Consider the following 23472-nt stretch of genomic DNA (forward strand, 5'->3'; position numbering starts at 1 on the left):
GGTCCCTCCCGGCGGGGGGTGGCCCACCGGGGGCATTCGCCGCCCCCGAGAAATCGCACCACTTTATCGAAAATCGTGACTCTTGATCGCGCGGCGGTTGGTCGAGTTATTGCTTCCCCAGACGGCCCATGCTGCCTCTATTCGCGATGCGCTCGTATAAACCCCATTCAGCTGTTGGCCTCCACCGTTGATGGGTCATTCAGTCGGGCAGGGTTTGTAGTGCGGCCGTGTCGTCTCACCAGGTGCAGGTGATGGCTTTCGATGTTTGACGGGCATCTGACAGCTCATCTATCTATCGCGGGGTGAAGCCGCCGGCGCAATTGCGGACGGGGGAAATAAAGGCGACGCTAGGTGTCATTCCAAAATGCGCTAACAGGTTGCGACAACCGAGGCGAGCCGATAAGATATATTCAATTCAGGCCTGCATTGCGGTTAAGCTTGTGTGGTGACCAATGATGCTGACTTTACGCGCGCTTGCATTCCCCACTACCGTCGGTGTTTACCTCCTTCTTTCGTTTAGCCAGGTTTTCGCCGACGGTGCTTCGCTTCTCGCCGAAGGAGAGGTCGTCGAGACGGTATTGTCTGATGCTATGCCCAATGAAGCTGGGAAATGGGTCACCAAAGTACAGCAAATATTCAATTCGGATTTGCAGAGGATTGAACGACGAGAATATGAGTATTTTGATCCTATCCCAAGTCGTCAATTAGACGTCACCTGGTATCCAAAAGTCTTTAAGCTCGACAAAGCAGGCCGAATTACTGGCGTTGGTCGTTTAGTGTGGAGAGAGCGAAGCAGTTTGGTCTGGGACCCTAACGGTATTGTCGGTATCTTCGACGGAGAAATGCGACAGGGGCGTCCCAATGGCCAGGGCGAATGGATCTCCAATGCGGGTCTCGTGTACGACGGCGCGTGGAAAGATGGGAGGCCCAACGGTTATGGGCGTCTGAAGCTGCCGAGCGGCGAAGAATATACGGGTGAACTTGCGAACGGAAAAGCTGAGGGTAAGGGCCGTGTGTTTGACGTAACGGGAGAAGTTTTCGAAGGAACGTTTTCTGGCGGCCTGCGCCACGGTCGAGGGACGAGTTATCTCCCGTCAGGTTTTTCATACAACAGTATTTGGGCTCGGGGCGTAGAAGAGCCGCTCTCTCGTCGTGTGCGGCTTGCGCAACTCGGTTCATCGGGATTGGGCTCAGAAGATTTCCGCTTCGGCGTCACTGTTCAGGAAAAGCCGCGTTTGCGAGGAACAGTAGCTGACCCTGAAACCTTTGTGACGTATCATGCCTCGGTCGGCAAAGAGGTGAAGGTCGAGCCTGCCAACAAAGATCTTATGGCTATCTGGAAAGGGAACGGCGAGATTCAGACGGAGCCGGGTGACGAATTCCGCGACGGTTTGATCGGGTTTAACAAGAAATATATCGACTCTCTTCCGCCGACTTTTGTCTTGGAATTTCAGAACCGCTCTTCAAGTCCAATTGAAATTCGGTCGCTGAAACTAGATGTCGCAGAAAGCCGTACCGATCTCCAACCTGCTATTCAGATGATGGTTTCGGGCGACTACATTTGCCAAGGCGACACCTTCTCAGCTATGTACAAACTGCAGAATTTCGGTTGGTCACCGGCAAGAGGCGCCGAATTGCACTTCTCTTTTATTTCACCGGATCAAAAATCTGTGCCGCAGCCGCAGGTTACAAAGCCGATTGGAGATTTTGCTGGTAACAAAGAGGTCAACTTAGAAAGTGAATTGGCGCAAGCACACGTTAATGTGGCGCGGCTTAAGCAGTTAGCGAAGCGCGGTATCCCCTGTCCATCGGGTAGCTTGAATGCTTGCTTGGAAAACGCCCGGTCAAATCCGTTGTTTGGTACGCTCGGGCCAAAGCTCGGGCTAAATCAGAGCCAAATCGTTGTCAATGCTGCCGGATCTCTGCAATACAGTTGGGTAGATAGCCAAGGGAAAGAACACAATCGCTCGTCTCCTTTCAGGGTAGCTGTTGGGCTTGGGAAAATTGTCGAGCAGACGGAATGCGGAGAGGGACCTGCAATTCAACCAGTCAAAGTGGATTCAACGAAGCTAGATCTTGACAAGACGAATTATACTATTCCTATCCAATTTGAACGAAAGATTGAAGCAAAGAAGATGGCTCGCTTCACGCTTCCGCTTGATGCAGTGAAGTCCTCAGAGCATTCTTTCCGCATCATTGCGAATCTCTCGGATGGACGTGAGATAACGTCGCTGCCAATTAGGCTTTTATATTACCGTCCAAAGCCTCTGGCGGAAAACTAGCGGTAAGGAGTTGGGTTAGCGGCAGCGCCCAGGTCGTAGAAATTAGGAATCGGTATCAACCGAGCAGCGAAGGTGCCTTGTTTAAATACGCGCAGCTCTAACAAAGCGCCGCTTCCACGTGGGCTTCGCTGATCAAATAAAAAATTTCCTAGTGAATAGACCATCAAAGATTGTCCGCTTCCAACCATAGCTAGGTTAGTGCTCGCCTGGTGGCTATGTGCACCTATCACCAAATCTATGCCGCAAGATGCAAGGCGTTCCGCAATGTCTTTTTCTTGCTGTCTCGGCGACGATACATATTCAGCCCCCCAATGCACCAGGGCAACGAGGGGTGGTGCAGCTACCACATTGCAAACCTTTTGGATGGAGCTCTTCAACGAGCTGCTATCGGGCGCTATAACAGCATAATTTTTGAAGTCGCCTGAGCCGACGAAGTTTAACGTCAGCAATCTGAATGCACCAAGGTCGGTAACGCCCATGTGGTGGAGTCCGCGAATATTTCTCCGACTCAACGCTTTTTCGCTTGCTGCCATGCCATCCGACCCAAGATCGAAGCTATGGTTGTTCGCCAACCCGGCTGCAGTTGCGTTGATCTCCTGCAGGATCGGTCCTGCTAGCCTATCGTCCATTATATGACGCTCAGTGGGCACACCAATTGGTGGGTCATCGGAGATCACGCCCTCAAGGTTCACGACCATCGGGAGGCCATTCGTATGGTGTATTATCTCGCTGACGATAGTCGCTCTTGCAACAGAGTTAAAAAGCAATGGATTGAACCCGCGCCCGAGGAAGACGTCGCCGCCGAAGAACGTGGTCTGTTGATCTTTGTACATTAGCTGAGACAGATCAGCAGGATCTTTCGCGTAAGCAGTAACAACATAACTTGTCGAAGGTGCGTCGTGATCCGTATATTCGGATGAATTCCTATTCGCTAACACTGCCGAGTGGCTGCCAAAAACATCGCGCTGCAGTCGCATCTGAACATACTGCGCCGCTTTTGAATCGAGATGGTCCGCTTGACGTAGGTCCGCAATTATTTCGGGGTCACCTTGTGAAATGACGTTTAGTGTTTCTTGATCTCGAAATCGCGCGACCCTAGGCAGTAGGTAGTGAGAGTAGTCCGTGGATTGGACAATGAGTGTGCGAGGCGTAATGATTTGCGTGAGCAAATCAACAATCGCTTTCCATTGCGTTTCGTCCGCTTGAACCTGCAATGCTATTGGGACAATCGGTGTGTCAGGAAATACTGCCCGTAGAAAGGGCAGTACGGCAGTAATTCCATGCTCTTGCGAGAAAAGATCAGAATCGTCCACCAAATCCGACCTCTGTATCAGAAATGTAGCTGCTGCTACATCGGTGGATGTTGGCCCGAAGGCCGTCTCAAAGTCGCGCCGAGTAGTCGCAATGGGAAGGCGGCTCTTTCTGAAGTGGTCGGGGGAAATTACGACTATGTGGTCGTACTTGTTCCCCGCTGCTGCCCAGATCCCTCTCGCGATCAGATCCGCAGCGAGCAAATGATGTGGGACGGTAACGCCTGTGATCGGCAAGGGTGTCGAACGTGTTGGACGTTCTCTCTCCAGAGCATCGCTAAAGACAGAGGTATCAGCCGGATTCCGAGGAAAGCGCTCGAGGACATCCGAAGCATTTGCAGCAGTATTTGCGATGCCGACAAATATTAAGGCCAGCACACCGGAGTACTTACTACGTCTCATTGTTTCTTTCCCCGCACTGCCTTGCTGTCAAATTAGTGTGCTACTATAAGTAGCGTATCTGCACAGGGTTAGCTAGTTCGTGATGAATTTGGACCTTACGCCACCGGGCGCTCCGATTGAACAGGAGCAAAAGGAAGCTACTGAGGCGCTGGACGCCGGGCGAGAAGCTTTAGACAGCGCAGCAGCAATTAGCTCGGCTCTCTGGCTGTCATATCTCTTTCTCTCTTTCTATCTCGCAATCGCCGTGGGGGCTGTGACGCATTCAGATCTGTTGTTCGAAAATGCAGTGAGGTTGCCATTTTTGAGCATAGAACTGCCCTTGGTTGCTTTTTTTGCAGTAACACCAATTTTGTTTTTAATTATGCATTTATACGTCCTCACGCATTTCGTACTTCTTGACCAAAAAGCCCAGCGCTTCATTGAGGTGTTATACGAGCGGTTTCCAGCTGCAGGGCTACCGGGAATGACAGACGAAGAGTGTCGGGTAGCGCGCGAAAGAGTTCGCAAAGCGCTCTCCATGAATATCTTTATTCAGTTCATGGTGGGCCCGGACGGCGTTCGCAACGGCTATTTCGGAGCTCTATTAACGGCAATTGCGTGGATAACGCTGTTAGTATTGCCGCTGATACTGCTGCTTGGTTTGCAGATCCAGTTTTTGCCGTTTCATGAGACGTGGGTTACCTGGGAGCACCGGTTTGTACTTGTAGTCGATATAGCATTCATATGGTGCTTTTGGGAGCAGATAGGGGGTAAACCACTCGTCGATGGAGGAGTTGGGACGAGCATTCGTTGGGGGCGGGCGCTATCGAGCCTTATTGTTTGTGTTGCGATCATTTGGTTTTCTTGGGCCGTTGCGACGTTCCCAAGTGAGTGGCAGGGAGCCGCAAGCCCTTCGTTTTTAAGAGCTGCGTTATTCGAAGGCCCGATTGATCCGAACACCCATCGACGCACGAGCATATGGACGAACAGTCTCGTGCTACCACGCCTTAATATATACGATCTCCTCAAGGTGGATGACCCGAAGAAGAGCGATTGGCGAAAGTATTTGCTATCTGTCCGCGGTCGCGACTTGCGTGGGGCGATTTTCGATGACTCGTTTTTGGAGAGAACGGATGCGCGAGGAGCAGAGCTTCAGGGAGCATCATTCTCGGCGACCGATCTTCGATCTGTCTCGTTAAATGATGCACATCTCCAAGGGGCGGATTTGTCGAACGCGAACTTGGCTGGTGCGAGCGCGATCCGCGCTGAATTCGCGGGAGCTAGCTTAATCGGGGCGAATTTGCGCGGAGCTAACTTCTCGTTCGCGCGCTTGCAAGCTGCTAATCTTTCTTGGTCGATTTTAAACGGAAGTATATTCCAATCGGCCGATTTGCGAGCGGCTAAATTGTTTGGTGCGCAGATTCGTGGTGTGTCGTTTGTCGACGCTCAATTGCAGGGCGCCATTTTTGATGAGGCGAGGGGCTCCGTTGTTTCCCTTGATAGAGCACTGCTTTGGCGAGCATCGTTTCGAAAAACAACGTTGTCTCAGTTGTTCGGCTCACCCAAATGGCTGCCTTTACATATAGCCGGTGCTGCATGGGGGCCAAAAACTTACGAAGAGCTTGTAGGTGTCCTTGCTTCGGTACCAGCTGATCGAAGAGAACAGGCGCTGATCTTGGTGAAAGCTCTTGATTGTTCAAACTCGGGGCAATCGGCCGCATGTGATCCATCGGTAGAGGCCTCAAGTGAGGTAGCGGGTTGGAAAAATCAGATCACGGGCTTGGTAGTTGCCGCACCAGTGTTTGAAAAGTCGCTAGCTGGGCAATACTCGGGGTTGATTTGCAATGGGGAGGGAGATGCTTCGGCAATTCTTCGGTCGTTGGCAAGGGCGGGAGTTCCACAGGCCGGTGGTAAGGCAAAGTTTGTTGGAATGTTAGCGACCGGACCGGAGGTTAATGGGCTGGTCAAGGAAATCCTTGACGAGAAAAAGTGTAAGATCGCCGCTCACCTCAGCGATGAAGATCGGTCGGCTCTGGCGACGCTACTGAGCGGTCAACATTTTACCGCCGACGGGCTAGAAGAGCCAGAGTTGAAGTGAAGGTCGCGATTGATGCTAGCGGCTCTGACCTAATTGTCTTCTCCCCGGAATTGGCTCCTTGTCGCGGCTTCAATCGCCAATACCGCGTCCCGTTTCTCTTCGAACATATGCCAGCGCGCATAGACCGCGTTCCTGCGCGGCTTGCCGACTGAACCGTCGGCTGAACTCCTCCTTGAGAGGATTCTGGCCAAAGTCGACACCCTTTGTGCGGAGCGCGACCGGCTCAAGAAGGACTTGCCGGGTCATACGATGTCTCAATCGACCAGTACGCGGAAAAAGGCTTTGGGGAATCGTGAGTTCTTTTTGAACAAGCCGCATGGGATTGGCGGTATTGGCAATGAAGACAAACTTTAATCACTGAGTAAATTGGAACGGCAGATAAAGGCACAAGTTATTCAAGCGCGGTCAATCTTGACCTCAAATAAGGGTGTAACTATATGCTCTCTATCAATCAAACTAACTTTGCCGATTATGTCGGCAGGACTATTCGCGCCCAAAAGGCCTCTGAGGTCTTGGAAGGTGTAGTACGTGGCCGCAGTAATGCTGTTGTGGCCGATAAGAATGGGAAACCTGTTCATCCGATAGAAATCGAAACCAAAACCGAGATCATGGCAGTCGTGCTCGATGACGGTTGGACTGTAACTCTGAACTAAAGTGATGGCCCCTTCGGGGGCCATTGCCTTTTGACCTTCGAGCAGCGCCGATACTTACCCTAGTTCCACGCCACTGATTGCGCAGTGGGGCCGCCTGTCCCCGGGCGAGAGAGTTAAGCTGTCAGGGCGGTCCGGCGTGATGTAATACGGACGCGTGCAAGCCGTGCCGCTCTATCTGCCCGAAATTGTGCTTCTGTAAGGAGCACTGTCAGTAAAGCCTTTTCGATGTCACCTTGATTGGCGATCAGGTCGTATCTTTCGCGGGACCAATCGGCTCCCGGTATGCTCGCCGGTTCGGGCAATTTTAGAAAGCCGGTGAGCGCCATTCTGTAGAGCAGTGGCGCATAGCCAAAGAGGTTTCGCTTCGAGCGTTTCACGATCAGACCGTTCGCGTCTACAGAGTTGCCGTGGAGAAAGTCATTTCTCACCCGATAAATTTCGCCGTATATCCAGCATCCCAGATTGCGCCTGCTTCTCGATAGGTAGGGTATGAATTGTTTTCGCTTTGTCTGCTTGCCTCGCCAAGGGGTGTCGCCGAGTTTGTCGTATACATCCCACAGGCGAACTTGTCCTCTCCCGTGTGGGTCAGAATTTCGAAAGCGCTTACCTACAGACCGATGTTCCGTCCCAATGCGAAATTGGTAAGATCGGCGCCCGCTGGAATTTTGGATGCAGCAACAGCCATATTTAGGGATCTGAACCAGGCGCGGTCCGCCCATGTAGGCTTCTGCGAGCCGTAACGTATGCGCCACCGTTCCAATAACGCCCCTAAGAGTGGGGCATCAGCGCTCATGTGGTTGAATTCGAGCGGCGACAGAATAGGAGACGATTGCCCTTAGGCAATAGGAGGACGGGCGTCCACTCGTGCATGATTATCAACCCCCGAAAGCTGGGTTATACCCTGGTTGAGATGGCCAAGAAGACTGCCCCTGTCGAATTCAGTGAAGATATTGCTCTCAGGGTGTGCGGCTTCATTTCAGAAGGCCCTAGGGGCCTTTCTGCCCATCAGTCTCTTTCCACACGTCGGGACCGCCAAAATACTTCTTTTTCCAAACATTCAGTTGTTGCAGGTAAATGGCCTTCGTCGTGAGCGTTCTCTCGTCTACGTCCTTGAAAGAGGCCGAGAAGACGGCGCCCGCATTGCAGATCATCTTGACCGCCTCGCCCATCCAGGCCTCGAAGTTCAACTCGCGATAGAACGGCCCTATTTCCCCCAGCATCTCGTTGACCGTCATTCTGAAGCCGCTTGGGGTCGCATGTGTGGCATAATGCGAAATGAGATCATAAATCTCCTTGCGCTTCCCCTCTTTGAAACCATCGCGTGAGTCGAGCGCGTTTCTAATCGCATTGGGACCGTACCTCCCTTTTAGTTCCTGTTGGCTCGCATTCTTCCACCCTGTGATCTGGTCCGGGCTGCTTCCCAGATAGTCGACAAGGAAGAACGTTTCGAGGAAGTCACGAAGAGATGAGAACGCGCTTTGATAGTACCCCGAGTAAGCTAGTTTGATCGAGGCGGCAGCCGTATTGAACAGTCTGATTCCGAGAAACTGCATCGTCAGTTCGTCGTCGCTCTTGTGCTGATACTCATGCAGGAGTGCCCATATCATATTCATCGCCTCTCGGATGATATGAATGTGGTCTCTCAGGTCGTCCCTGGATGCCACGAACTTTTGATGCTCGCCACGTAGTCGCTCCTCCTCCCGGTGAAGAGTTTCAAGATTGTCGGTAACTTTCAGTATGGCCACCGGCTGTTTCCGTTTGAAAAAACGCGCCAAATAAGCGCAGATTCGCATCTGCAAACGTTTCATAGCATAAGCCGCGCGCTCGCGCTCTGGCCTGGCTCGCCATAACCCATCTTCGCAAATTCGTGTTGTGGCAAAAGTTCATCACGACTAGAATCCGAGCACAGGCGGAGGATACGAACTGCGGGACCGCATGCTCCGAAAGGCGTGCGGTTCTTTCGTGTTGATGCGGGCAGGCGAGTTGCCGGGTGATCCTGAAGTCGAAAAGCCTTACGGTCTCGCAGACGTGTTTGATTGGTATCGGGATTGCCCCGAGCAGATCGAACGGGCGGTGATAGGCGCGCTTGAATCATCAGGACCTCGTCGCGCTCGGCTACTTTTAAATGGTTAACGATTTCTAAGGATGCTATCGCTAACCTCCCGCGTGTGGGGGATTAGTTATGAACGAGTGGGGCTTTGCGGCGGAGGTAAGCAAGTGGTGGGAGAAGGCAGCCGCCGCTAATCCAGTTTGGCGCTTCAATAAGGTGCATGTCGAGAAAGAGGTTCCGGGCGGTAGGCTGCGGAGCGACTTGGTTGTATTTGGCGATGCGCCTGCGCTTTGTGGCGAGATTCGCTTGCCGGATCACCAAAACTCTTCTCCGTTAGACTTCGACAATCTCAAGGACGCTGTAAACAAGGCGCAGTCTCACGGCTGCCGATGGGCCTTTACGTCGGACGCGAAATCGCTGTTTCTCATCGACACACTTCAAACCGGCTCGCTCATAACGAAGATCGTTCACAAGGAAGTCTTAGGCGACGCGTTCAAACGCGAGGACCTCGACGATCCGCAGGTCTTGCAGAGAATCTCAAAGGCATGGATAAGCGCCTTTCATGATATAGCCCCCATCGTCGCCGGGATAACAAAGCCGGTCGGCATGGCGGCTGACGCCCTGTTTGTCGAAGCGCTCCGAGAGCTGATGTCCGCGCCTGTTGCGGCGATCCGCGACGCATTGCACGCGAAGCGATCTACCAACACCAAGTTTCAGAACGAACTCATTGAGTGGATGGTCGATGAACAAGGATGGGCGCATGATCCTTCGAGGTGGGAGGAAGAGATCAATCGCGCGGCTAAGTTGACTGCGTACGTATTTGTTACACGCTTGATGTTCTACGAAGCGCTACGCCGCTCTAAGCCCCAGCTTGGTCCCTTATCGTTTCCGCCGGAGCCGAATAACAGTAGCAAGCTCGCGGCTCAGATGCTGACGTTTCAGCTTGACGAAGCACGGCGGCTGTCGGGTGACTACGACACGCTGTTCTCTTGGGATCGCGTGTCAGAGTACGCGCTGATAGCGGATGCTTGCGTGCCATTTTGGCGACGCATGATTCAGCACATAGAACATTTTGACCTCAGCACTATCGACCACGACATTCTAGGGCGCCTCTTCGAGCGGTTGATTGAGCCTCATGAACGTTACGAGTGGGGCCAGCATTACACCTCATCCGATGTTGTCGATCTGATGCTATCGTTTGCGCTGAAGACCGGGGAAGGAAACGTACTCGACCCTGCGGTTGGCGGCGGGACATTCCTGGTTCGTGCCTATGTCAGGAAGAAAGCGTTGCAGCCGGGCAAGACTCATCAACAACGCCTCGAAGAGCTTTTTGGGACCGATGTGTCTCGCTTCGCCGCGACCATTGCAACGGTCAATCTCGCAATCCGGCAATTGGAGTTTGAGAACAACTATCCTCGAGTCGCAACAAAGAGCTTCTTTCGTACCGAACTCGGCGAGGAATTGATGCAGTTGCCGCTTCAATCGACATCTGCAAGCTTGCCGGTGAAGAGTCCGGTTACTCTTCCGCCTATGCGCGCCGTCGTGGGAAATCCGCCTTATGTGCGAATCCACAAGCTTGGCCGCGACCGGCAGATGGAGGCGGCAAGCATTCTCGGGCGAAGCGGTCTTGTGCGATCTCCGTCGAGAATGCCGAAGTCAGCAAACTACCATGTATACTTTTGGTTTCACGGTGCGAAATTTCTCGAACCGGGCGGTTATCTAGCGCTGTTAACTGCGGGCGAATGGCTGGATAGCGACTATGGGGTCGTGTTGCAGGAATGGCTTTTGAACAATTTTAAGATTGAAGCCTTCATCGAGAGCGGCGCTGAAGCCTGGTTCTCGGAAGCGCGAGTCGGAACAGTCGTGACTATAGCAAAGCAATGCTCTGACGAAGCGGAGCGCGAGGCTAATTTGGTGCGGTTCATCACGCTTCGTCGAACACTTCGATCCTTAATCGGACTGCATGAATCCCTCGAAGCCCACATTGGTGCAGTTGACGGGCTTCGGGACAAAATATTGAATTTGTCCGGCGACGGGGAGTCCAATGATATGGATTGGAGCGTGGTGTCCCAGGCGGCGCTACGTTCACTAGGCAGCAAGATGACAGCTAACGCGGAATGAAATGTGATGCGTGACAGCAAGCAGCCGACAAGCCTACTGTCTCCGGCCCATCCCCCCTACATTGGGGCGGCTTGGCGCGCACGCTTTTTGCGAGCGCCAAAGGTCGCATTGGAGTTGGCTGGGAGACCCGACTTTGTGGCCTTGAGCGAGGTTGCAACAATCAAACTTGGATTGAAGACAGGAGCCGATAGCTTTTTCTTTCTTGAGCGGATAGATGACTCCGGCGCGGGCAAACAACTGATTTCCCGGCGCGGACTAGTGACGGTTGAAGGGGCGGACGGCTGGCGCGGCGAAGTATCTGCCGCAGACCTGAAGGCAGCCGTTTTGAATCCGCATCAACTTTATTTAGGCGATGATAGGTCGTTCGCCACCCCTGACGTTCCGAAGCACTATTACCTTTATCCCCGCCCTGGCAAATTGCGATACGGGTTGAATGAATATGTGAAGCTCGGCGAGTTAAAGGGAATCCACGCGGGCGAATTGGTGAAGAGTAACGCAAGTGATGTCGGCTGGTATCGACAAGCTCGAACGTTGGTCGCAAGTGAATGGGTGTTGCCCTACAATTCCGCGTACGACTACGGCGCTTGGCATAATCCAAGCGGGGCGGTTCTCAACGGTCGTTTCGTCGGCGCAGAGCCGCTTGATCCTCAAGCGAGCGAGCTGCTAGGCGCGGTTTTGAATAGTACCTTCGCTGCAAGCGGAAGACTACTCGAAGGCGTCGCGACAGGCGTCGAAGGGGCGTTTGATGTTGGTCCGCCCGCTGCCCGTCGCGTCATGGTCCCTGACTTCAGGCGTTTCGGTGAAACTGCATCAAAGAAGGTCCAGAAGGTGTTTGCCGCTATCCGCAAGGGTGGAAGGATGCTGCCCGCTCCGTCGGCAAAAGGCCAAGTGGATCACCTCCGACGAGATTTAGATACTGCTCTGCTTCTCGGTATGGGTTTATCGGCGGGACAGGCAGCGGCAATGTTGGATAGTCTGTATTCGAGCTATGGACGGTGGCGCGCGAACATCGAGCAAGTAGAGATGCAAATGCGGGCGAACAGGCGGCAAATGCACGCCACGGGCCAAGGCCGGGATCAAAAGCCTGCCGAGGTCGCTGGGAAACGCGTTTGGGAGGAAATAGAGCACGACATTCCTCTCTATCCAAAGAGCTTCCTATCGAAGAACGAAGTACTGGAGGTAGTAAATGTGCCATCAACAGCCAGCTTGTCAGAGACTGAGCCGCTTTTTGATGCGGGTGTGGTCCACCTGAAGAACAAGGCTATTGATCTAGGCTCTTACGACCGTGTTCGTTACGTCGCAATGCTGCGCACTCTCGGAATCGTTGGAAGCGTTGAAGTCCCGACTTCAGCGTCGAGAGCACGAGCGATCTGCGAGTTGTTTGAGAAGGATCAGAAGCGTTTTGACGAGTTGGCGCTCCCTCAAGCAGCAAAGTACATTTCGGGCGCAGATGCTGTCGCAGAGGTGGTGGAGGCGGCGCGAAAGCACTGGTATTCAGCCAGCCGCAGGAGCGCTCTAGCCAAGCCCGAGGGTGAGAAGCGAGCTTCGAAGAAGCTCAACTGAATATGAGACGAGCATTTGCTCTAGTGCTTTTGCTCGTCGCTCCCGCTAGTGCGGGCGTTTTCGCCGAGACGATAGGACGGGCAGTCGTGATTGACGGCGACACGTTAGAAATTCACGGCACCCGAATGCGGCTCTGGGGAATTGACGCGCCTGAATCTTCTCAGCTCTGTCGCAACGATGAGAGCTTGCAATACCGATGCGGCGCGAAGGCCGCGAAACGCCTTCATAGGGCGGCGGCCGGTTAATTGCTCACCCGTGAGCCTGGATCAATACGGGCGAACCGTTGCTAGGTGTTCGATTTGATGGCGTGGACGTTGCGGAGTGGTTGGTGCGCAATGGGCTCGCGCTCGATTGGCCGACGTACTCCAAGGGCAAGTACGATGCGGCACAGCGCGACGCTGAGCATGCGGGACGGGGGATATGGGAAGGCAGCTACGTCGAGCCGTGGCTATTTCGAGCGTGTATCAGGCAAGGCGGGAAGCCGGGCGACTGTTCGGACGATGCGAATTCGCATCCATGATCGATCAAAGCCTACTACTTTGACGTCGGGGGCGTCGGTGTTTCAGTGGTGGGGAAATATGTAAAGTCTCCGTGCTTTTCCAAAATCTCTATCCCTACAACCTTTATTGCAACCCACGCCGCTTCACCCATTCTATAAATCTCCGCCGGGTCGATTTCAGATTTGTTTCCGAAAACTTTGTCACCAGTTGGCGTGCCTTTGCCGCGCACCCATTTTTGCGTGTTGCTGTGAAATCCAATTGCGTCGTGAACTATGTGGTTTCGAAAATCCATGATTTCGTGGATTGTCCCGAATGCCGCTTTCAGGCCGGTCGCCTTTAGATCGATTCCGTTTGCAACCGCCGCTTCTTTCAAGAGTGCCGCCTTTGCGCCTCCGGCTGTCTTATTCAACAAAAAATGTGCCTGAGCTTGCGGCACTCCGGTGAGAACAGCCAAAGCTTGAATCATCGTATTTTCTATCATTCCAAGATCGAGGATGAAGTGCCCGATAGCTTGTTCGATGATCTGGCGCTCTGGATCAACAGGTTTGTTCATTTCGAAATCCTCGGATAAGTCTGGAAGTCACCCGGCGTTATCGCGCAGTCGGCTCGCGCGTAAGGGGCGAAAGCCTAATCGCGCCTTGCGCAGCCGCCACGGTCTATGAGAACATAATGTCCAGCGGGACCACAGCACGGTGTGACGCCATGACGCCTGAAGAAGCTCTTCGCAACATTTTAAAGCTCGTTGAGGGATCGGACGAGGTTGAAGATGCACACGCGCTGCAAATCCTCTTGCAGAGCATCAAGACTTTGGCCGAGAAGGGATTGGGTCGTTCGAACTGACGCTTCAAAGCTTCACGCTTGCTCGATTGATCTTGCGGTATGTGTTTGCGCCCCGCCAGCGGGGGTCTTTAGTGATATTTCATTGCTTGATCGATAATCGTATAGCCTTTGTATGCCAGCGCCGCTGTGCACGGGTCGATTGGCTGACCAACGGCTGTTGCGGTAGCTATGTTGTCTTGGGCCATCTTGGCAGCTATCGACCACTTATAAAGCACGGGATATGCCATTGTCATGAATTCTTTATCAGTAGGGAATTTCTCGGTGCATGAAGCCATGGTATCGAAATTAGATGCGGGCTTATGGGCGCAACAAACGAGAAGAAGAGCGAGAGAAACAATTAAAGGACGCAACAACATCGCAATAATAAGCCGCATCAGAACGTTCCCCCAAAGCCCGAACAGTTATAGACATCAACCTGAAGCTGTGCGCAAGGGGCCGAAGGCTTTCACGCGCGGTGGCGGCCGGGCGGAGCAACAGAGGTTTTGGAATGGGCGAGGTTTGGAGCACGATTGGCGTTTTTGCACTTGGAGGCGTTGGCTGGGTGGCTACGTCTTTCATCGGTAGTCCATTTCGTCAATTCTATGACTTACGGAGCGAGGTAATCCAAAAGAGCGTGCTCTACGCTAACGTCCGAGCCTCGGCAAAACAGGATCGCCCCGAATACAAGTCACATGTCGAGTTAGACGATGCCGACCTGGATAGGCTGCGCAAGGCGCAAGAGGAATTTCGCGACCTCGCGGCGCGGATGCGGGCCTTTGCGTTGAACGAACCTTTTGCGGTGCGTCTTGTTAAGTGGTGCGGCTATGATCCTCTGAAGGCCAGTTCCGCACTTCTCGGCGTGTCGAATACAATCGACACTTATGGCTTGGATCGCGCCGCCGCAGCAAAAGCCCTTGAGAAGGTCTTGCATTTTCGGACTGTTGAATAGGGCGTGATGCAGAAGGGGACAGGCGCTCTGATCGCGAGCAAGCAACAGTGGGGCGGAAATGTTTGAAGCGAAACAGCGGACGGTCGCAGACATTGCCACGATGTTCGCGACGGAAGACCCAGCTTTCAATTATTTCCATGCGGAGCTTTTTAGTTGTATTCCGCCAGAGCCACAAAAGTTTTCCGAATTTATTTCCGCACTTCGCATCAAACGGGCAGCGTTCCCAAACTCGCACCCAGCGACGGCTGTTTTGGGGAATTTAGCTAGTTGCGTTCCCCTTCAATCGAAGCAAGTGATGGCCGTGATGGACGACGGTCAATTAAAAATCCTTGCTCAACTATCCGAGCTGAAGCTCCCCGAGTGCAACTACTTCGCGCTGATTTCTCCCGTTGAAAACATTGACGGGCGCACAAGCTATGCAATGGGGATTGAATCAATAAATTTTATCAGATCGTTGATCGCGTTGGCCTTCGGGAAACTGCCCTTTTATACCTGGGTCGCCGACTTCGATTTTAACGCAAACGGCGTGTTAGCGATGCGGGGAGACATTGTACGACTGCCTATGCATGGCGACCTCTTCAGAATTGTGGACGCGGCATTGATGAATGAAATCGCTGAGCGGCTTGCCGTGCAGCAGGCTGACTATCGAAAGCGTCTGCAACGGGCTTGCAACTTTTTTGATTCAGCGTTGGGCCAAAAAGACGAGGCATTTCGTTTCTCGTCGTATTGGATTGCGTTAGAAATCATCGTCGGGGGCAAAAGTGACGCGATCAGGTCGAAATTGTCAGTCGCGTATGGACAGCAAAATAAATCGTTCGCCAACGAGAATTTGTTTTTCAAGGAAATTGAAGGTATCCGCAACAACCTGATTCACAAGGGCGATTTTGGTCTACTGACCTCGTATCAGGAACGGCTCATGCAGTTATATTTTTGGGATATTGTAATTCACGAAATAGGACTCAAGCCGCGCGGACTTGCGCTATTGTTTGCCAGAAGCGGTCTAGTGGCAGAAGAAAAGAACCGAGTCGTGTAGGCACGCTCAGGCCGCTAGCGCTTCGCCAACCGGCATCAACGCCGCCTAACGGCTTCGCGTGCTCTTTGGGGATGAGGCAGGGGGCGGTTAGAATCAATTTCATGAGCTGGATGACGGCGCGATGTTCGCTTCAGTCTTGGACCGCGCGGCTGTTTGTCGGGAGCTTCTCTTTGACTCTCGTAACGAAACGAGCATTCGACAGCGTCCGGTCGCAATAGTCCTCGCGCTCTCGCTGCATCCGTTCCTGAACTGCCTTGAAGTTCGCGACGCGCCGCGTGATCTCATCACGTTCCCGCCGGTGAACGGGCCATGGGCTCCAGCCGTGCAGGGCGAGGGGAATCAACAAACGCGCGCTCGACCAGCTTCAGCGGCACACAACGGGCTTAACGTTTGCGCCACCCACCGTCTTGACGATAGCCATCGTCTCTTCGATCAAAGCGTTAAGTTCGGCTTGCCATGTCATCGTAAACGATCCCCCGCTTAATTTGAACATGCGGGGGTTCTGCGGTCAAACCGGACCTGTGGATAAGCTGCGAGCAACCTCCTTCTCGATTGCCAAAACCGATTCGCGCTTCTCTTCGAACATGTGCCAGCGCGCATAAACGCCAGTTACGCCCTTGTCGTTATGGTTCAGAAGCGCCTTGACGAAATCAACCGGCAGCCGACCCGCCTGCACGATGGTTGCCGCCGTCCGCCGCAGATCATGGGGAGTGAAAGCTAATAGCTCATTGTCCGCCACGATGCGCCGGACAGCTTGGCTTAGCGAATGCCGTGACGCCCTCGAACTTGCTGCCAAACACCAGCTTATTGTCCGCACCGGGCGTTTCATCCTGGCTGGCCTTAAGCGCTTCGCCGATCAGTCGCACAGCGGTGGGCGATAGCGGGACCGTATGTTCAGCCTTCTTGTTCTTCGTGCGCGCGGCCGGAATGATCCAATGTGGCGCGGGGCCTTCGAGGTCGTGAAACTCGGAGCGCATCATGTCCGCGACGTTGGGCTGTCAGTAGGATGAGCCGCAGAGCCACGCTGATGGTCTCACGTAGCGTTCGCAGAGTTCGCCAAATGTCAGGGCCGTTTGCGCCTGCGCCGACCGAAGCGATTATCGCTCTTGTCCTCGGTCGGATCGAACAGAAGCCTGTCAAACTCAGAATTAATCGCGCGTACTACCTGAAGATCGTAACGTTCGCGAGGCGGAGTGATAGGTATTGTTCACATTTGCAAGTTCAGCATAAATGTAATTGGGGATAGCTTGATACTTAAAAGAAATCTGGTAGAAGGGCGCCTCACACAAATCAGGAGCAAGTAATGGCGAAGAAAATTGCGCGTCGTGAATGGACCAAGGCTGACATGAAGGAGCTAAAGGCACACTCGAAGGCGCGTACCCCGGTAGTGAAGATTGCAAAGATGTCCAAGCGCACCATTGGCGCATTGCGAGCAAAAGCTGTGACGATGGGCATTGGCCTCGGTCATCAGCGTTAAGCCGCTTCAAACTCCGCATTTACCTCGGCATTTCGATTAAACAGGCGGATCTGCCCTTCATTGGTAGCTTGGTCCGCCTTGTACGCTGAAGGCTGTATCTCAAACCACACCCGCATCAAGAGCCTGTCGCCAATGTCGGGCGATTCGTCCCAACACCTCTTTCACTTCCTCTTTTGGTATCAACCGCAATAGCGTTTTTTTATTAGCGTCCTTCTCCTTAAGCGTCGCTGAGACTTCCTCTATGATAATCTCCCGGTGTCCTTCGGCACTCGCGCGCATTTTGTGGTCATTAATAAGTTCTGCCAGCTTCTAACCGCATGCGATTTGAGGTTGGCATAGTTGTTTCTGGTGCCAAGCGTCGCGCCTAGCTCAACCGACTGCTTAGGCTTGCCGTCCAACTGCCCATGATGGCGCGACGGTTACGGGCAGTGAAGTTGCACCAAAGCATTACGCGTGAGGTGCGCCCTACGGCTTATTTCGAGTCCCTTGTTAGCGCTGAGGGCGTCTCGCGCATAATGGTTACCGTCGTTCAGTTCGGCAGGCAATCGGAGTCTAGGTGATGGGGTGCTCGGAACGTATTCACTATGCGCCGCGTTCGGGCGCTACCTACGAAGCGCCGCTAGATAACTTAATTCCGGCTTTGATGAAGCTGCGGGATTGCGAGAACAGTCTACAGACGCTCATTCTGAACGACTCGTTGCCGGATATAATCCTGCTGGGCAGAGTCGCGTAAGCAGTACAGCCCGCGCGTCGCGGTCAAGACGCTCGTTAAGGGTTGCGATCCACTGTTTCTTGAACGCTGTCTTGGCAGCGCAAGGCGCGTGAACTGATGACGCGCTATGCGGAGGCCGAAAATGTCAGGTTTGTGAGGTGTGTCGGCTAACCCCCATTACGGCCAAATCGTGCGAAAGTATCGGAATTGAAGGCCAGCTTCTTGGGGGAGATTCTATGTCGATTACGACCTTGCCGAACGACGATAAAGCGCGCTTAGCACGTGTCGGCCTAACGGGCCCCGACGCACCGCTTCCGCTAAGCGACGCATGCGAGATCTATTTTTCTGGTCGTATCAGTGTGGCAACCCTCAAGGCAGAACAGAAGCGAGGCAACCTCGAAATCTACAAGATTGGAAGGCAATATTTTACTAGCTTCAACCAAATAAAAGTGATGATGGAGAAATGTCGCCTTCCAAGCGAGTCGCGTCGTGCGAACGCGCATGAAAGATTAACTGAAGAGGCGAAAGCGCGTGTTGCACTTGCTTCGGCACTATTGACGGCCAAGAAATTGAGAGCAGCTAGGAGAAAGAAGGTCGAATAAGCACCAGGCGCTATCACGCCTTCAATTCGATCTCGGGTGAGGAATACGAACTGCGGGACCGCATGCCCGGAAAGGCGTGCGGTTCTTTCGTGTTGATGGTTGCGGGCGAGAAGCTGGGTGATACTGGAATCGAATTGGTTTATAGTCTTGAGGACTGTCTTTGGATGGCTGTGGGACTGTCCGTGCCAAATCCAGCAGGCCGTGATTAGCGGGGCGGGTAACTCGTCAAAGCGAATGGACGCACCAAGCCTCGACCCTAGTTGGCAGGAAATCGGTCAGCTTATGTTGGATAAGATCACAAAGATTGTCTCTATTGGAACGGTCGTTGGGCTTTATCTAACGGCACTGTTCAACATCGGTTATTTTTATGTCGTCGGTTACCATTTCATTGGGCTCGTCGACATAAGCAATGTCGCGTACACGTTCGGCTTAGTGGTCTTTTTTCTGCTCGTGTTTTTGCTTCTTACCGGATTCGTATCGATACTGGCTGAACAACTGTATAAGGTTATCTTATTGCTCAGCGAAAAGGTCCGAAAGATTTTGGCGGCAATTCTCGCGGTGATTATGCTAACGGGAGTGCCTCTAGGTCTGTATTTTTGGGTTCTTGCAGTACCAGGACACTTCGCTAGCGGGCTGATAATCCCTCTCGCTGGGATTGCCGCCGGTGCTATCGCTTATGTCCAGTGGAAAAAGGGAACAGTTCCGGACTGGAAGCTCGTTGGTGTGTCTATTGTTTTTATAAGCTTTGGAACCATCGTTGTCGGCGGCCTGATCTCTAAGTTTCAAATTGCGAGCGTTGAAGTGCATTATGACATCATCACAAAAACCGGATCATTTTCAGATGTTAGACTGGTCCGTTCCTCTTCAGCCGGAATAATTTTTTCTCAGCTTGGTCGAGTCATGTTTGTCCCAATGGGGGAGGTCAGATTCTTATCTGCCACGGGTAGCGAGATGAGGTGATGGCTACCTTTGTGCCGGACAGTCTAGCGGGGAGGGACTAGCCCGAGTAAGTTCTAAATCGCCCGTGCCGCACGCCGCGCAAATACCCGCGTGAGACGCTTGCCTCTATCTCGGCTTCCAAAAATTCATTCGCAACCAACAACGCCTTCACGGCTTCGCGCGCGTCACCACCGCACACCGCGATTGCCTGATCTGCCGCCGCTTCTAATTGCTCCGCGCCAGATTGTGGAATAGGCGCGGGGCTTTGCGACATTGAGCTACCCAGCATTGACAGCCGGCTCGGGATGTTCTCATTATGTTCTTATGGAGTCAAGGGGTCAGCACCGAACCTCTGACGAGGCGCGCCGGGTAGGATGATAGCAATGGATTCAGATAAGAGTTTGGGCCGTATCGCGGTCGTGAAAGACCTAATGCACTTTTTCCATTTGCCCGGCGGAGAAACGCTCGGCAACCTCGCAGAGGAGAGAGCTAGAAAACGAAAGCAGGAAGCGATTGATTCAATTGTTCAAGAGCTTGAAAAGGGCACTGACGTTGTATCTGCATTTGACGAGAAGGAAGTGCCAGAGTTTGTCGACATGGCGCTGAGACTAATAGATGCGATTGAAAAGGGCACCGCAAAGCGCAACCTACGTCTTCTCGCTCAAGTGATCGTAGGGCTAAAGAAGAACAGATTGTTTAAGTTCGATAATTTTCAAAAATGGGCGAATATCTTGGAGACATTGACCCGCGATGAGCTTCTGGTTTTAGGCAAAGCCTATGTCCTCATGCAACGCGAAGTTCACGTCTGGTCTTTGCTTGTCGAGGAGCTTGTACCAAACACGTTTCCGGCAAATGGAGAACTAGACGCAGTTTGCGCGGGCCTCTTGAGAACCGGGCTAATGTTGCCGGTGCCTGCATTGGGCAACTTGTCCTATCAGCCCGCAAAGGCACTCTTGGAACTTGGAAAATTAGCTCTGCTCGATCCCGGCAGTGATGAATAGCTCGCGTGGTGCATTCAGGCCCACTTAGTGCCCCACAGCACGCAGATTTCGCGGAACGTGTCTGCGTACTCTGCCCTGAGCCTCTTGATTGCGGTTTCGACTTCGTCCCCGAGGCGTCCGCCGTCGCTAATGTTCAGGTAAACCAAAAGCACGGGTTTTGTTGGGTATTCTTTGTCAGCCTTCTTCTTAATGCTTTTTGCAAGTTCACTCGCGATTGTTTCTCCGAGGTACGGGTCAAAATGGCGAATGCCTTGTTGGTCGGCTCCGCAACGGTACTCGTCGCCGCGCTTTCTGGCTGGCTCCATAACTTCAGTCACTTCGATGTCGATTATTTCGTCCGCGCTCCGAAACTGCCCGTCGTTCAATCCCTCCCGCTGTCTGGCCAGCCGAACGGATTGCACGGTGCGATGCTTAGTAAATTCAGCAATAGGAATCGCGTCGCGTAGAAAGCCCGCGTTGGCTTTGTTGAAAAGCGTGGATGACTTAACGAGAGGTGCGAAGTTCTCGACTTTGACCGCAAATTCTTTAGGTGTTTGCCAGCGTGCGAGAGCCTCTTGCGCTTCGTTCATCTCAGCATCAGAGGGCTCGCGCTCAGTGCAGTCCGTCGTCATACGGTTGGCCTTTTGGCTGCTAGCCGAATATGCGGGGCTCGAATTTCAGGTAGTTCTATTAGCGAGTATCCGCTGAACCTCCTTGATCATGTTCGCCACATCCGTCTCGGAGAACCGGTCGTAATGACCATGCGCGGCGCTATTTCTAATGTCCGCAAGCGCAGTGATCTGCTTTTGCACCAGCTTGTTGTACACATCTGCTTTCGCTAGATCAGCGTTCATTTTGTCCAGCTTGCCGATAGGAAGAGCATTATCGACACACATCTCGCGCAAGCCAGCCTCCAGGACGACGCCCGCAGTAACAGCGGCGGCAGGGACGTAGCCGGACGATAGAAGTTCGCTCGCTTGCTCAAGCTCGCTATCGAACACTTCCGCTTGAACGAGAAGCTTTAGCGAATTCAGATAACCGCCTTCATAATCTTCCTTCGCCGCGTCAAGGACGGCGCGTAACTTTAGGAAAATTCCGTGATTAGTTAGGTACATGCTTGTCTTTTCGCACGCGACAAATTGCTTGAGATGCACGGACTCTGGCCCGCACACGGCTGAAAGCAGATGCCTCACTTTCACGCTCCAATTGATTAGTTGATTTTGATCGATGAAGTGGCCTTCGAGGGGCTGGCGTTCGAATCTCTTCGACGCTTCGATAGCGTCCGCCTGTTGACATAGTTCCTGAAATCGTCGCTTGAAGTTTTCGGCCATCGTTGTTCCCTGGCTTGTTCGGTACTGTAGGCCGCGCTGCACGGGGCGTGAGGCCGGGTGATTATTCTGACGATGTAAAAATGGACGTAGAAGGCGGTTTGCCCCGGCCCCAAGAGCCCGAAGTATCAATCGTGGGCACCAGCGCAAAGCTGGTTATAGGTTTTTACGAATAACTGAGCTTGCTGCTGATTAGGAGAACCTTCAATCATCACTGCCGTGAGAGGGATTAAGAACACAAACGCCTTGTTACCGGAATAGCCTCCAAAGTCGTTCTTAGAATTTATCGTGCCACATACAACCGGCGTATAGTAGTCGTTCATTTTTCGATCTGAGTAGAGGCTCATGGGGCCGAAGGTGGCAGAGTCTGGATCACGGAGCTGCTGCTTAACCGCCATCTGCACCACATCCGGGCTGTATTTTACGTCGGCTGGATCGGGGCGCGTTTTCATAGACTTCAACTTTTCGGCTGCCGACGACTTCCCCTGCTGATCGGCGGCTTTTGCTCCGACAGCCATAGCTATTTTCAAATCATCAGGACTCATAGTCTTAGGCAGTTCGCCCCCGTGCTTTGCCGCGACCCCTGCTTCCATTGTCTTTTTGATCTGATCGCGCGAAGCGTCTGACGCCGCCTGCTGATCGGCAGTCTGGTTTAGAAGTTTGCGCGGTCCCGAAAAAACGGAAAGGCCGACTAGGCACCAAAAGACCACTACACCCCAGCCTGACACCCCGAACGGCTGCTTACGGGAGACGCGACGGATCGCCAGAACGGTGCCCCAAATCGCCAGTGCGAGGATGAGAACTGAAAAAGCGAGCATCCTCAAAACTAAAGAATCCAAAATAGTCCCCCCGGCTTTTTGCAGGCGACGCGGTTTGCTATTTGCAGGCGATTTCTAGATCGTCCGTATCGCGCAGCGTGTCGTCTTTTTCGTTCGCCTTCAAATTTACGAACTTCATGTTTACCCGTGGCGGCACCGCGAAGTCTACATCCAGATACGCCGTTCCTAGCTTCATGGTGCTTTGGATGCGCTTCGCCGTAACGGCGCTCGTGATTAACGCTGAAACCAATACACCACCGCTTGTCGCCTTCGCGGCAATGGCGTTCACCTTCTGAATGTCGGCATTGCCGTTTGACTTCAGCCTCAGCCGCGCTTTCGGCGGCAATCCCCATGTGACTTTGAAGGTCGTCACTTCGTAATCCATCGCTTCAAGGATCGGCAGCGTTGAATAATTCCGGACGATTTGCCGCTAGAAGTGGCGGATTGCGTTACACGGTGCGCACCGCGCATATTTTTATCGGAAAAAAACGGCTGGCGGCAGTTGGAAAATAAAACGAGCGCACACGAACCCTGTGCCGCTCAACTACTCACATTTGAAAGGGACAAGATGTTTTTGCTGCACTGTCAAGTCCACTGACCAATCTCAATTTAGTTCTGCCATATAATCATAATGACTCTGACGCAAAGAAAAGAAATAGTGTTGTGGATAAGGGAGACGCTGACATGAACGATTGCACGATAATGGAACTGCAGTGTTTGGAGCGGGCGAAAGTAGACCAGCTCAACAGAGGAAGATGGATTGCACAGGCAGAACGTTGGCACGAACTAGCGCGCGTTCAAAGTTCTTGGCGTCGTCAGAAGAAGCCCCTCCAGCAGGCGATGATGCATGCAGGGCC

The 23472-nt window shown here is 53.0% G+C and carries 23 protein-coding genes; 12 read left to right on the top strand and 11 right to left on the bottom strand.

Features of this window, described 5'->3' with window-relative positions; genetic code table 11:
- Positions 1-455 precede the first annotated feature (455 nt).
- Positions 456-2282 (top strand): MORN repeat-containing protein, encoded by a 1827-nt coding sequence (locus B5525_RS18630; RefSeq protein WP_172899921.1) that lies wholly within the window; start codon positions 456-458, stop codon positions 2280-2282.
- Here the strand turns inward: B5525_RS18630 and amrB are convergent.
- The gene (gene amrB / locus B5525_RS18635) at positions 2279-3994 is read right to left on the bottom strand and encodes an AmmeMemoRadiSam system protein B (RefSeq protein ID WP_079567322.1); all 1716 of its coding nucleotides are present in this window, start codon (positions 3992-3994) and stop codon (positions 2279-2281) included. The two genes, B5525_RS18630 and amrB, sit on opposite strands and share 4 nt — an antisense overlap.
- An 82-nt stretch (positions 3995-4076) precedes the next feature.
- On the opposite strand from amrB, the gene B5525_RS18640 reads away from it, so the two are divergent.
- The gene (locus B5525_RS18640) at positions 4077-6071 is read left to right on the top strand and encodes a pentapeptide repeat-containing protein (protein ID WP_079567323.1); all 1995 of its coding nucleotides are present in this window, start codon (positions 4077-4079) and stop codon (positions 6069-6071) included.
- 437 nt (positions 6072-6508) lie between these two features.
- Complete coding sequence (locus B5525_RS44025; RefSeq protein ID WP_154073296.1) at positions 6509-6724, top strand: hypothetical protein; 216 nt, start codon at positions 6509-6511, stop codon at positions 6722-6724.
- Positions 6725-6837: 113 nt separating this feature from the next.
- Here B5525_RS44025 and B5525_RS44030 read toward each other — a convergent pair whose 3' ends face one another.
- Both B5525_RS44030 and B5525_RS18655 read right to left on the bottom strand, forming a co-directional pair.
- Positions 6838-7152, bottom strand: coding sequence for a hypothetical protein (locus B5525_RS44030; RefSeq protein ID WP_154073297.1), 315 nt, complete (start codon positions 7150-7152; stop codon positions 6838-6840).
- 558 nt (positions 7153-7710) lie between these two features.
- The gene (locus B5525_RS18655) at positions 7711-8469 is read right to left on the bottom strand and encodes a hypothetical protein (protein WP_154073298.1); all 759 of its coding nucleotides are present in this window, start codon (positions 8467-8469) and stop codon (positions 7711-7713) included.
- A gap of 437 nt (positions 8470-8906) precedes the next feature.
- On the opposite strand from B5525_RS18655, the gene B5525_RS18660 reads away from it, so the two are divergent.
- Both B5525_RS18660 and B5525_RS18665 read left to right on the top strand, forming a co-directional pair.
- Positions 8907-10895, top strand: a complete 1989-nt coding sequence (locus B5525_RS18660) for an HsdM family class I SAM-dependent methyltransferase (RefSeq protein ID WP_079567327.1) — start codon at positions 8907-8909, stop codon at positions 10893-10895.
- A 6-nt stretch (positions 10896-10901) separates the two neighbouring features.
- Positions 10902-12458 (top strand): hypothetical protein, encoded by a 1557-nt coding sequence (locus B5525_RS18665; protein WP_079567328.1) that lies wholly within the window; start codon positions 10902-10904, stop codon positions 12456-12458.
- Between the two features lie 534 nt (positions 12459-12992).
- On the opposite strand, the gene B5525_RS18675 is transcribed toward B5525_RS18665, so the two are convergent.
- On the bottom strand, positions 12993-13511 hold the full coding sequence (locus B5525_RS18675) for a hypothetical protein (RefSeq protein ID WP_079567329.1): 519 nt from the start codon (positions 13509-13511) through the stop codon (positions 12993-12995).
- A gap of 149 nt (positions 13512-13660) precedes the next feature.
- On the opposite strand from B5525_RS18675, the gene B5525_RS44035 reads away from it, so the two are divergent.
- Positions 13661-13798, top strand: coding sequence for a hypothetical protein (locus B5525_RS44035; protein WP_154073299.1), 138 nt, complete (start codon positions 13661-13663; stop codon positions 13796-13798).
- 68 nt (positions 13799-13866) lie between these two features.
- Here B5525_RS44035 and B5525_RS18680 read toward each other — a convergent pair whose 3' ends face one another.
- Positions 13867-14172, bottom strand: a complete 306-nt coding sequence (locus tag B5525_RS18680) for a hypothetical protein (protein WP_079567330.1) — start codon at positions 14170-14172, stop codon at positions 13867-13869.
- A 113-nt stretch (positions 14173-14285) separates the two neighbouring features.
- Here B5525_RS18680 and B5525_RS18685 point away from each other — a divergent pair, with 113 nt between their 5' ends.
- On the top strand, positions 14286-14726 hold the full coding sequence (locus tag B5525_RS18685) for a hypothetical protein (RefSeq protein WP_079567331.1): 441 nt from the start codon (positions 14286-14288) through the stop codon (positions 14724-14726).
- A gap of 58 nt (positions 14727-14784) precedes the next feature.
- Positions 14785-15759 (top strand): HEPN domain-containing protein, encoded by a 975-nt coding sequence (locus tag B5525_RS18690; RefSeq protein WP_154073300.1) that lies wholly within the window; start codon positions 14785-14787, stop codon positions 15757-15759.
- A 508-nt stretch (positions 15760-16267) separates the two neighbouring features.
- Here the strand turns inward: B5525_RS18690 and B5525_RS18700 are convergent.
- Both B5525_RS18700 and B5525_RS45410 read right to left on the bottom strand, forming a co-directional pair.
- Entirely contained in the window at positions 16268-16498 is a 231-nt protein-coding gene (locus B5525_RS18700) for a tyrosine-type recombinase/integrase (RefSeq protein ID WP_244567942.1), read from the bottom strand.
- Positions 16485-16739, bottom strand: a complete 255-nt coding sequence (locus B5525_RS45410; protein WP_172899776.1) for a hypothetical protein — start codon at positions 16737-16739, stop codon at positions 16485-16487. Before B5525_RS45410 ends, B5525_RS18700 begins: the two co-directional genes overlap by 14 nt.
- Before the next feature lie 323 nt (positions 16740-17062).
- On the opposite strand from B5525_RS45410, the gene B5525_RS45415 reads away from it, so the two are divergent.
- The 4 genes from B5525_RS45415 to B5525_RS18720 all read left to right on the top strand — a co-directional run bounded on the left by B5525_RS45415 (position 17063) and on the right by B5525_RS18720 (position 20490).
- Positions 17063-17236 (top strand): hypothetical protein, encoded by a 174-nt coding sequence (locus B5525_RS45415; protein ID WP_172899922.1) that lies wholly within the window; start codon positions 17063-17065, stop codon positions 17234-17236.
- Positions 17237-18184: 948 nt separating this feature from the next.
- Positions 18185-18550 carry a hypothetical protein gene (locus B5525_RS18705; protein WP_079567335.1) on the top strand — a complete coding sequence of 122 codons (366 nt, stop codon included), beginning with the start codon at positions 18185-18187 and terminating at the stop codon, positions 18548-18550.
- 282 nt (positions 18551-18832) lie between these two features.
- Positions 18833-19510: a hypothetical protein gene (locus B5525_RS18710; protein ID WP_154073301.1), complete on the top strand. Its 678-nt coding sequence runs from the start codon at positions 18833-18835 to the stop codon at positions 19508-19510.
- A 362-nt stretch (positions 19511-19872) separates the two neighbouring features.
- Complete coding sequence (locus B5525_RS18720; RefSeq protein ID WP_079567337.1) at positions 19873-20490, top strand: type II secretion system F family protein; 618 nt, start codon at positions 19873-19875, stop codon at positions 20488-20490.
- Between the two features lie 14 nt (positions 20491-20504).
- On the opposite strand, the gene B5525_RS18725 is transcribed toward B5525_RS18720, so the two are convergent.
- The 4 genes from B5525_RS18725 to B5525_RS18740 form a co-directional block, all read right to left on the bottom strand.
- Positions 20505-21059 carry a hypothetical protein gene (locus tag B5525_RS18725; protein ID WP_154073302.1) on the bottom strand — a complete coding sequence of 185 codons (555 nt, stop codon included), beginning with the start codon at positions 21057-21059 and terminating at the stop codon, positions 20505-20507.
- Between the two features lie 87 nt (positions 21060-21146).
- Complete coding sequence (locus B5525_RS46375) at positions 21147-21800, bottom strand: DUF4145 domain-containing protein (protein WP_079567339.1); 654 nt, start codon at positions 21798-21800, stop codon at positions 21147-21149.
- 125 nt (positions 21801-21925) lie between these two features.
- Positions 21926-22636 (bottom strand): hypothetical protein, encoded by a 711-nt coding sequence (locus tag B5525_RS18735; RefSeq protein WP_154073303.1) that lies wholly within the window; start codon positions 22634-22636, stop codon positions 21926-21928.
- Positions 22637-22673: 37 nt separating this feature from the next.
- Positions 22674-23000, bottom strand: coding sequence for a hypothetical protein (locus B5525_RS18740; protein ID WP_079567341.1), 327 nt, complete (start codon positions 22998-23000; stop codon positions 22674-22676).
- Between the last annotated feature and the right edge of the window lie 472 nt (positions 23001-23472).

Origin of the sequence: Bradyrhizobium erythrophlei (assembly GCF_900129505.1) — a bacterium.
Classification (GTDB): Bacteria; Pseudomonadota; Alphaproteobacteria; order Rhizobiales; family Xanthobacteraceae; genus Bradyrhizobium; species Bradyrhizobium erythrophlei_D.

Bases quoted from the DNA above. Each gene is read 5' to 3' on its own strand.
- B5525_RS18710 (WP_154073301.1), top strand. From the start codon at position 18,833: ATGTTGGATAAGATCACAAAGATTGTCTCTATTGGAACGGTCGTTGGG.
- B5525_RS45410 (WP_172899776.1), bottom strand. From the start codon at position 16,739: ATGATGCGCTCCGAGTTTCACGACCTCGAAGGCCCCGCGCCACATTGG.
- B5525_RS18675 (WP_079567329.1), bottom strand. From the start codon at position 13,511: ATGAACAAACCTGTTGATCCAGAGCGCCAGATCATCGAACAAGCTATC.
- amrB (WP_079567322.1), bottom strand. From the start codon at position 3,994: ATGAGACGTAGTAAGTACTCCGGTGTGCTGGCCTTAATATTTGTCGGC.
- B5525_RS18665 (WP_079567328.1), top strand. From the start codon at position 10,902: ATGCGTGACAGCAAGCAGCCGACAAGCCTACTGTCTCCGGCCCATCCC.
- B5525_RS18690 (WP_154073300.1), top strand. From the start codon at position 14,785: ATGTTTGAAGCGAAACAGCGGACGGTCGCAGACATTGCCACGATGTTC.
- B5525_RS44035 (WP_154073299.1), top strand. From the start codon at position 13,661: ATGACGCCTGAAGAAGCTCTTCGCAACATTTTAAAGCTCGTTGAGGGA.
- B5525_RS44025 (WP_154073296.1), top strand. From the start codon at position 6,509: ATGCTCTCTATCAATCAAACTAACTTTGCCGATTATGTCGGCAGGACT.
- B5525_RS18630 (WP_172899921.1), top strand. From the start codon at position 456: ATGCTGACTTTACGCGCGCTTGCATTCCCCACTACCGTCGGTGTTTAC.
- B5525_RS45415 (WP_172899922.1), top strand. From the start codon at position 17,063: ATGGCGAAGAAAATTGCGCGTCGTGAATGGACCAAGGCTGACATGAAG.
- B5525_RS18740 (WP_079567341.1), bottom strand. From the start codon at position 23,000: ATGGATTACGAAGTGACGACCTTCAAAGTCACATGGGGATTGCCGCCG.
- B5525_RS18680 (WP_079567330.1), bottom strand. From the start codon at position 14,172: ATGCGGCTTATTATTGCGATGTTGTTGCGTCCTTTAATTGTTTCTCTC.
- B5525_RS18640 (WP_079567323.1), top strand. From the start codon at position 4,077: ATGAATTTGGACCTTACGCCACCGGGCGCTCCGATTGAACAGGAGCAA.
- B5525_RS18705 (WP_079567335.1), top strand. From the start codon at position 18,185: ATGTCGATTACGACCTTGCCGAACGACGATAAAGCGCGCTTAGCACGT.
- B5525_RS18685 (WP_079567331.1), top strand. From the start codon at position 14,286: ATGGGCGAGGTTTGGAGCACGATTGGCGTTTTTGCACTTGGAGGCGTT.
- B5525_RS18660 (WP_079567327.1), top strand. From the start codon at position 8,907: ATGAACGAGTGGGGCTTTGCGGCGGAGGTAAGCAAGTGGTGGGAGAAG.
- B5525_RS46375 (WP_079567339.1), bottom strand. From the start codon at position 21,800: ATGGCCGAAAACTTCAAGCGACGATTTCAGGAACTATGTCAACAGGCG.
- B5525_RS18720 (WP_079567337.1), top strand. From the start codon at position 19,873: ATGGATTCAGATAAGAGTTTGGGCCGTATCGCGGTCGTGAAAGACCTA.
- B5525_RS18725 (WP_154073302.1), bottom strand. From the start codon at position 21,059: ATGAACGAAGCGCAAGAGGCTCTCGCACGCTGGCAAACACCTAAAGAA.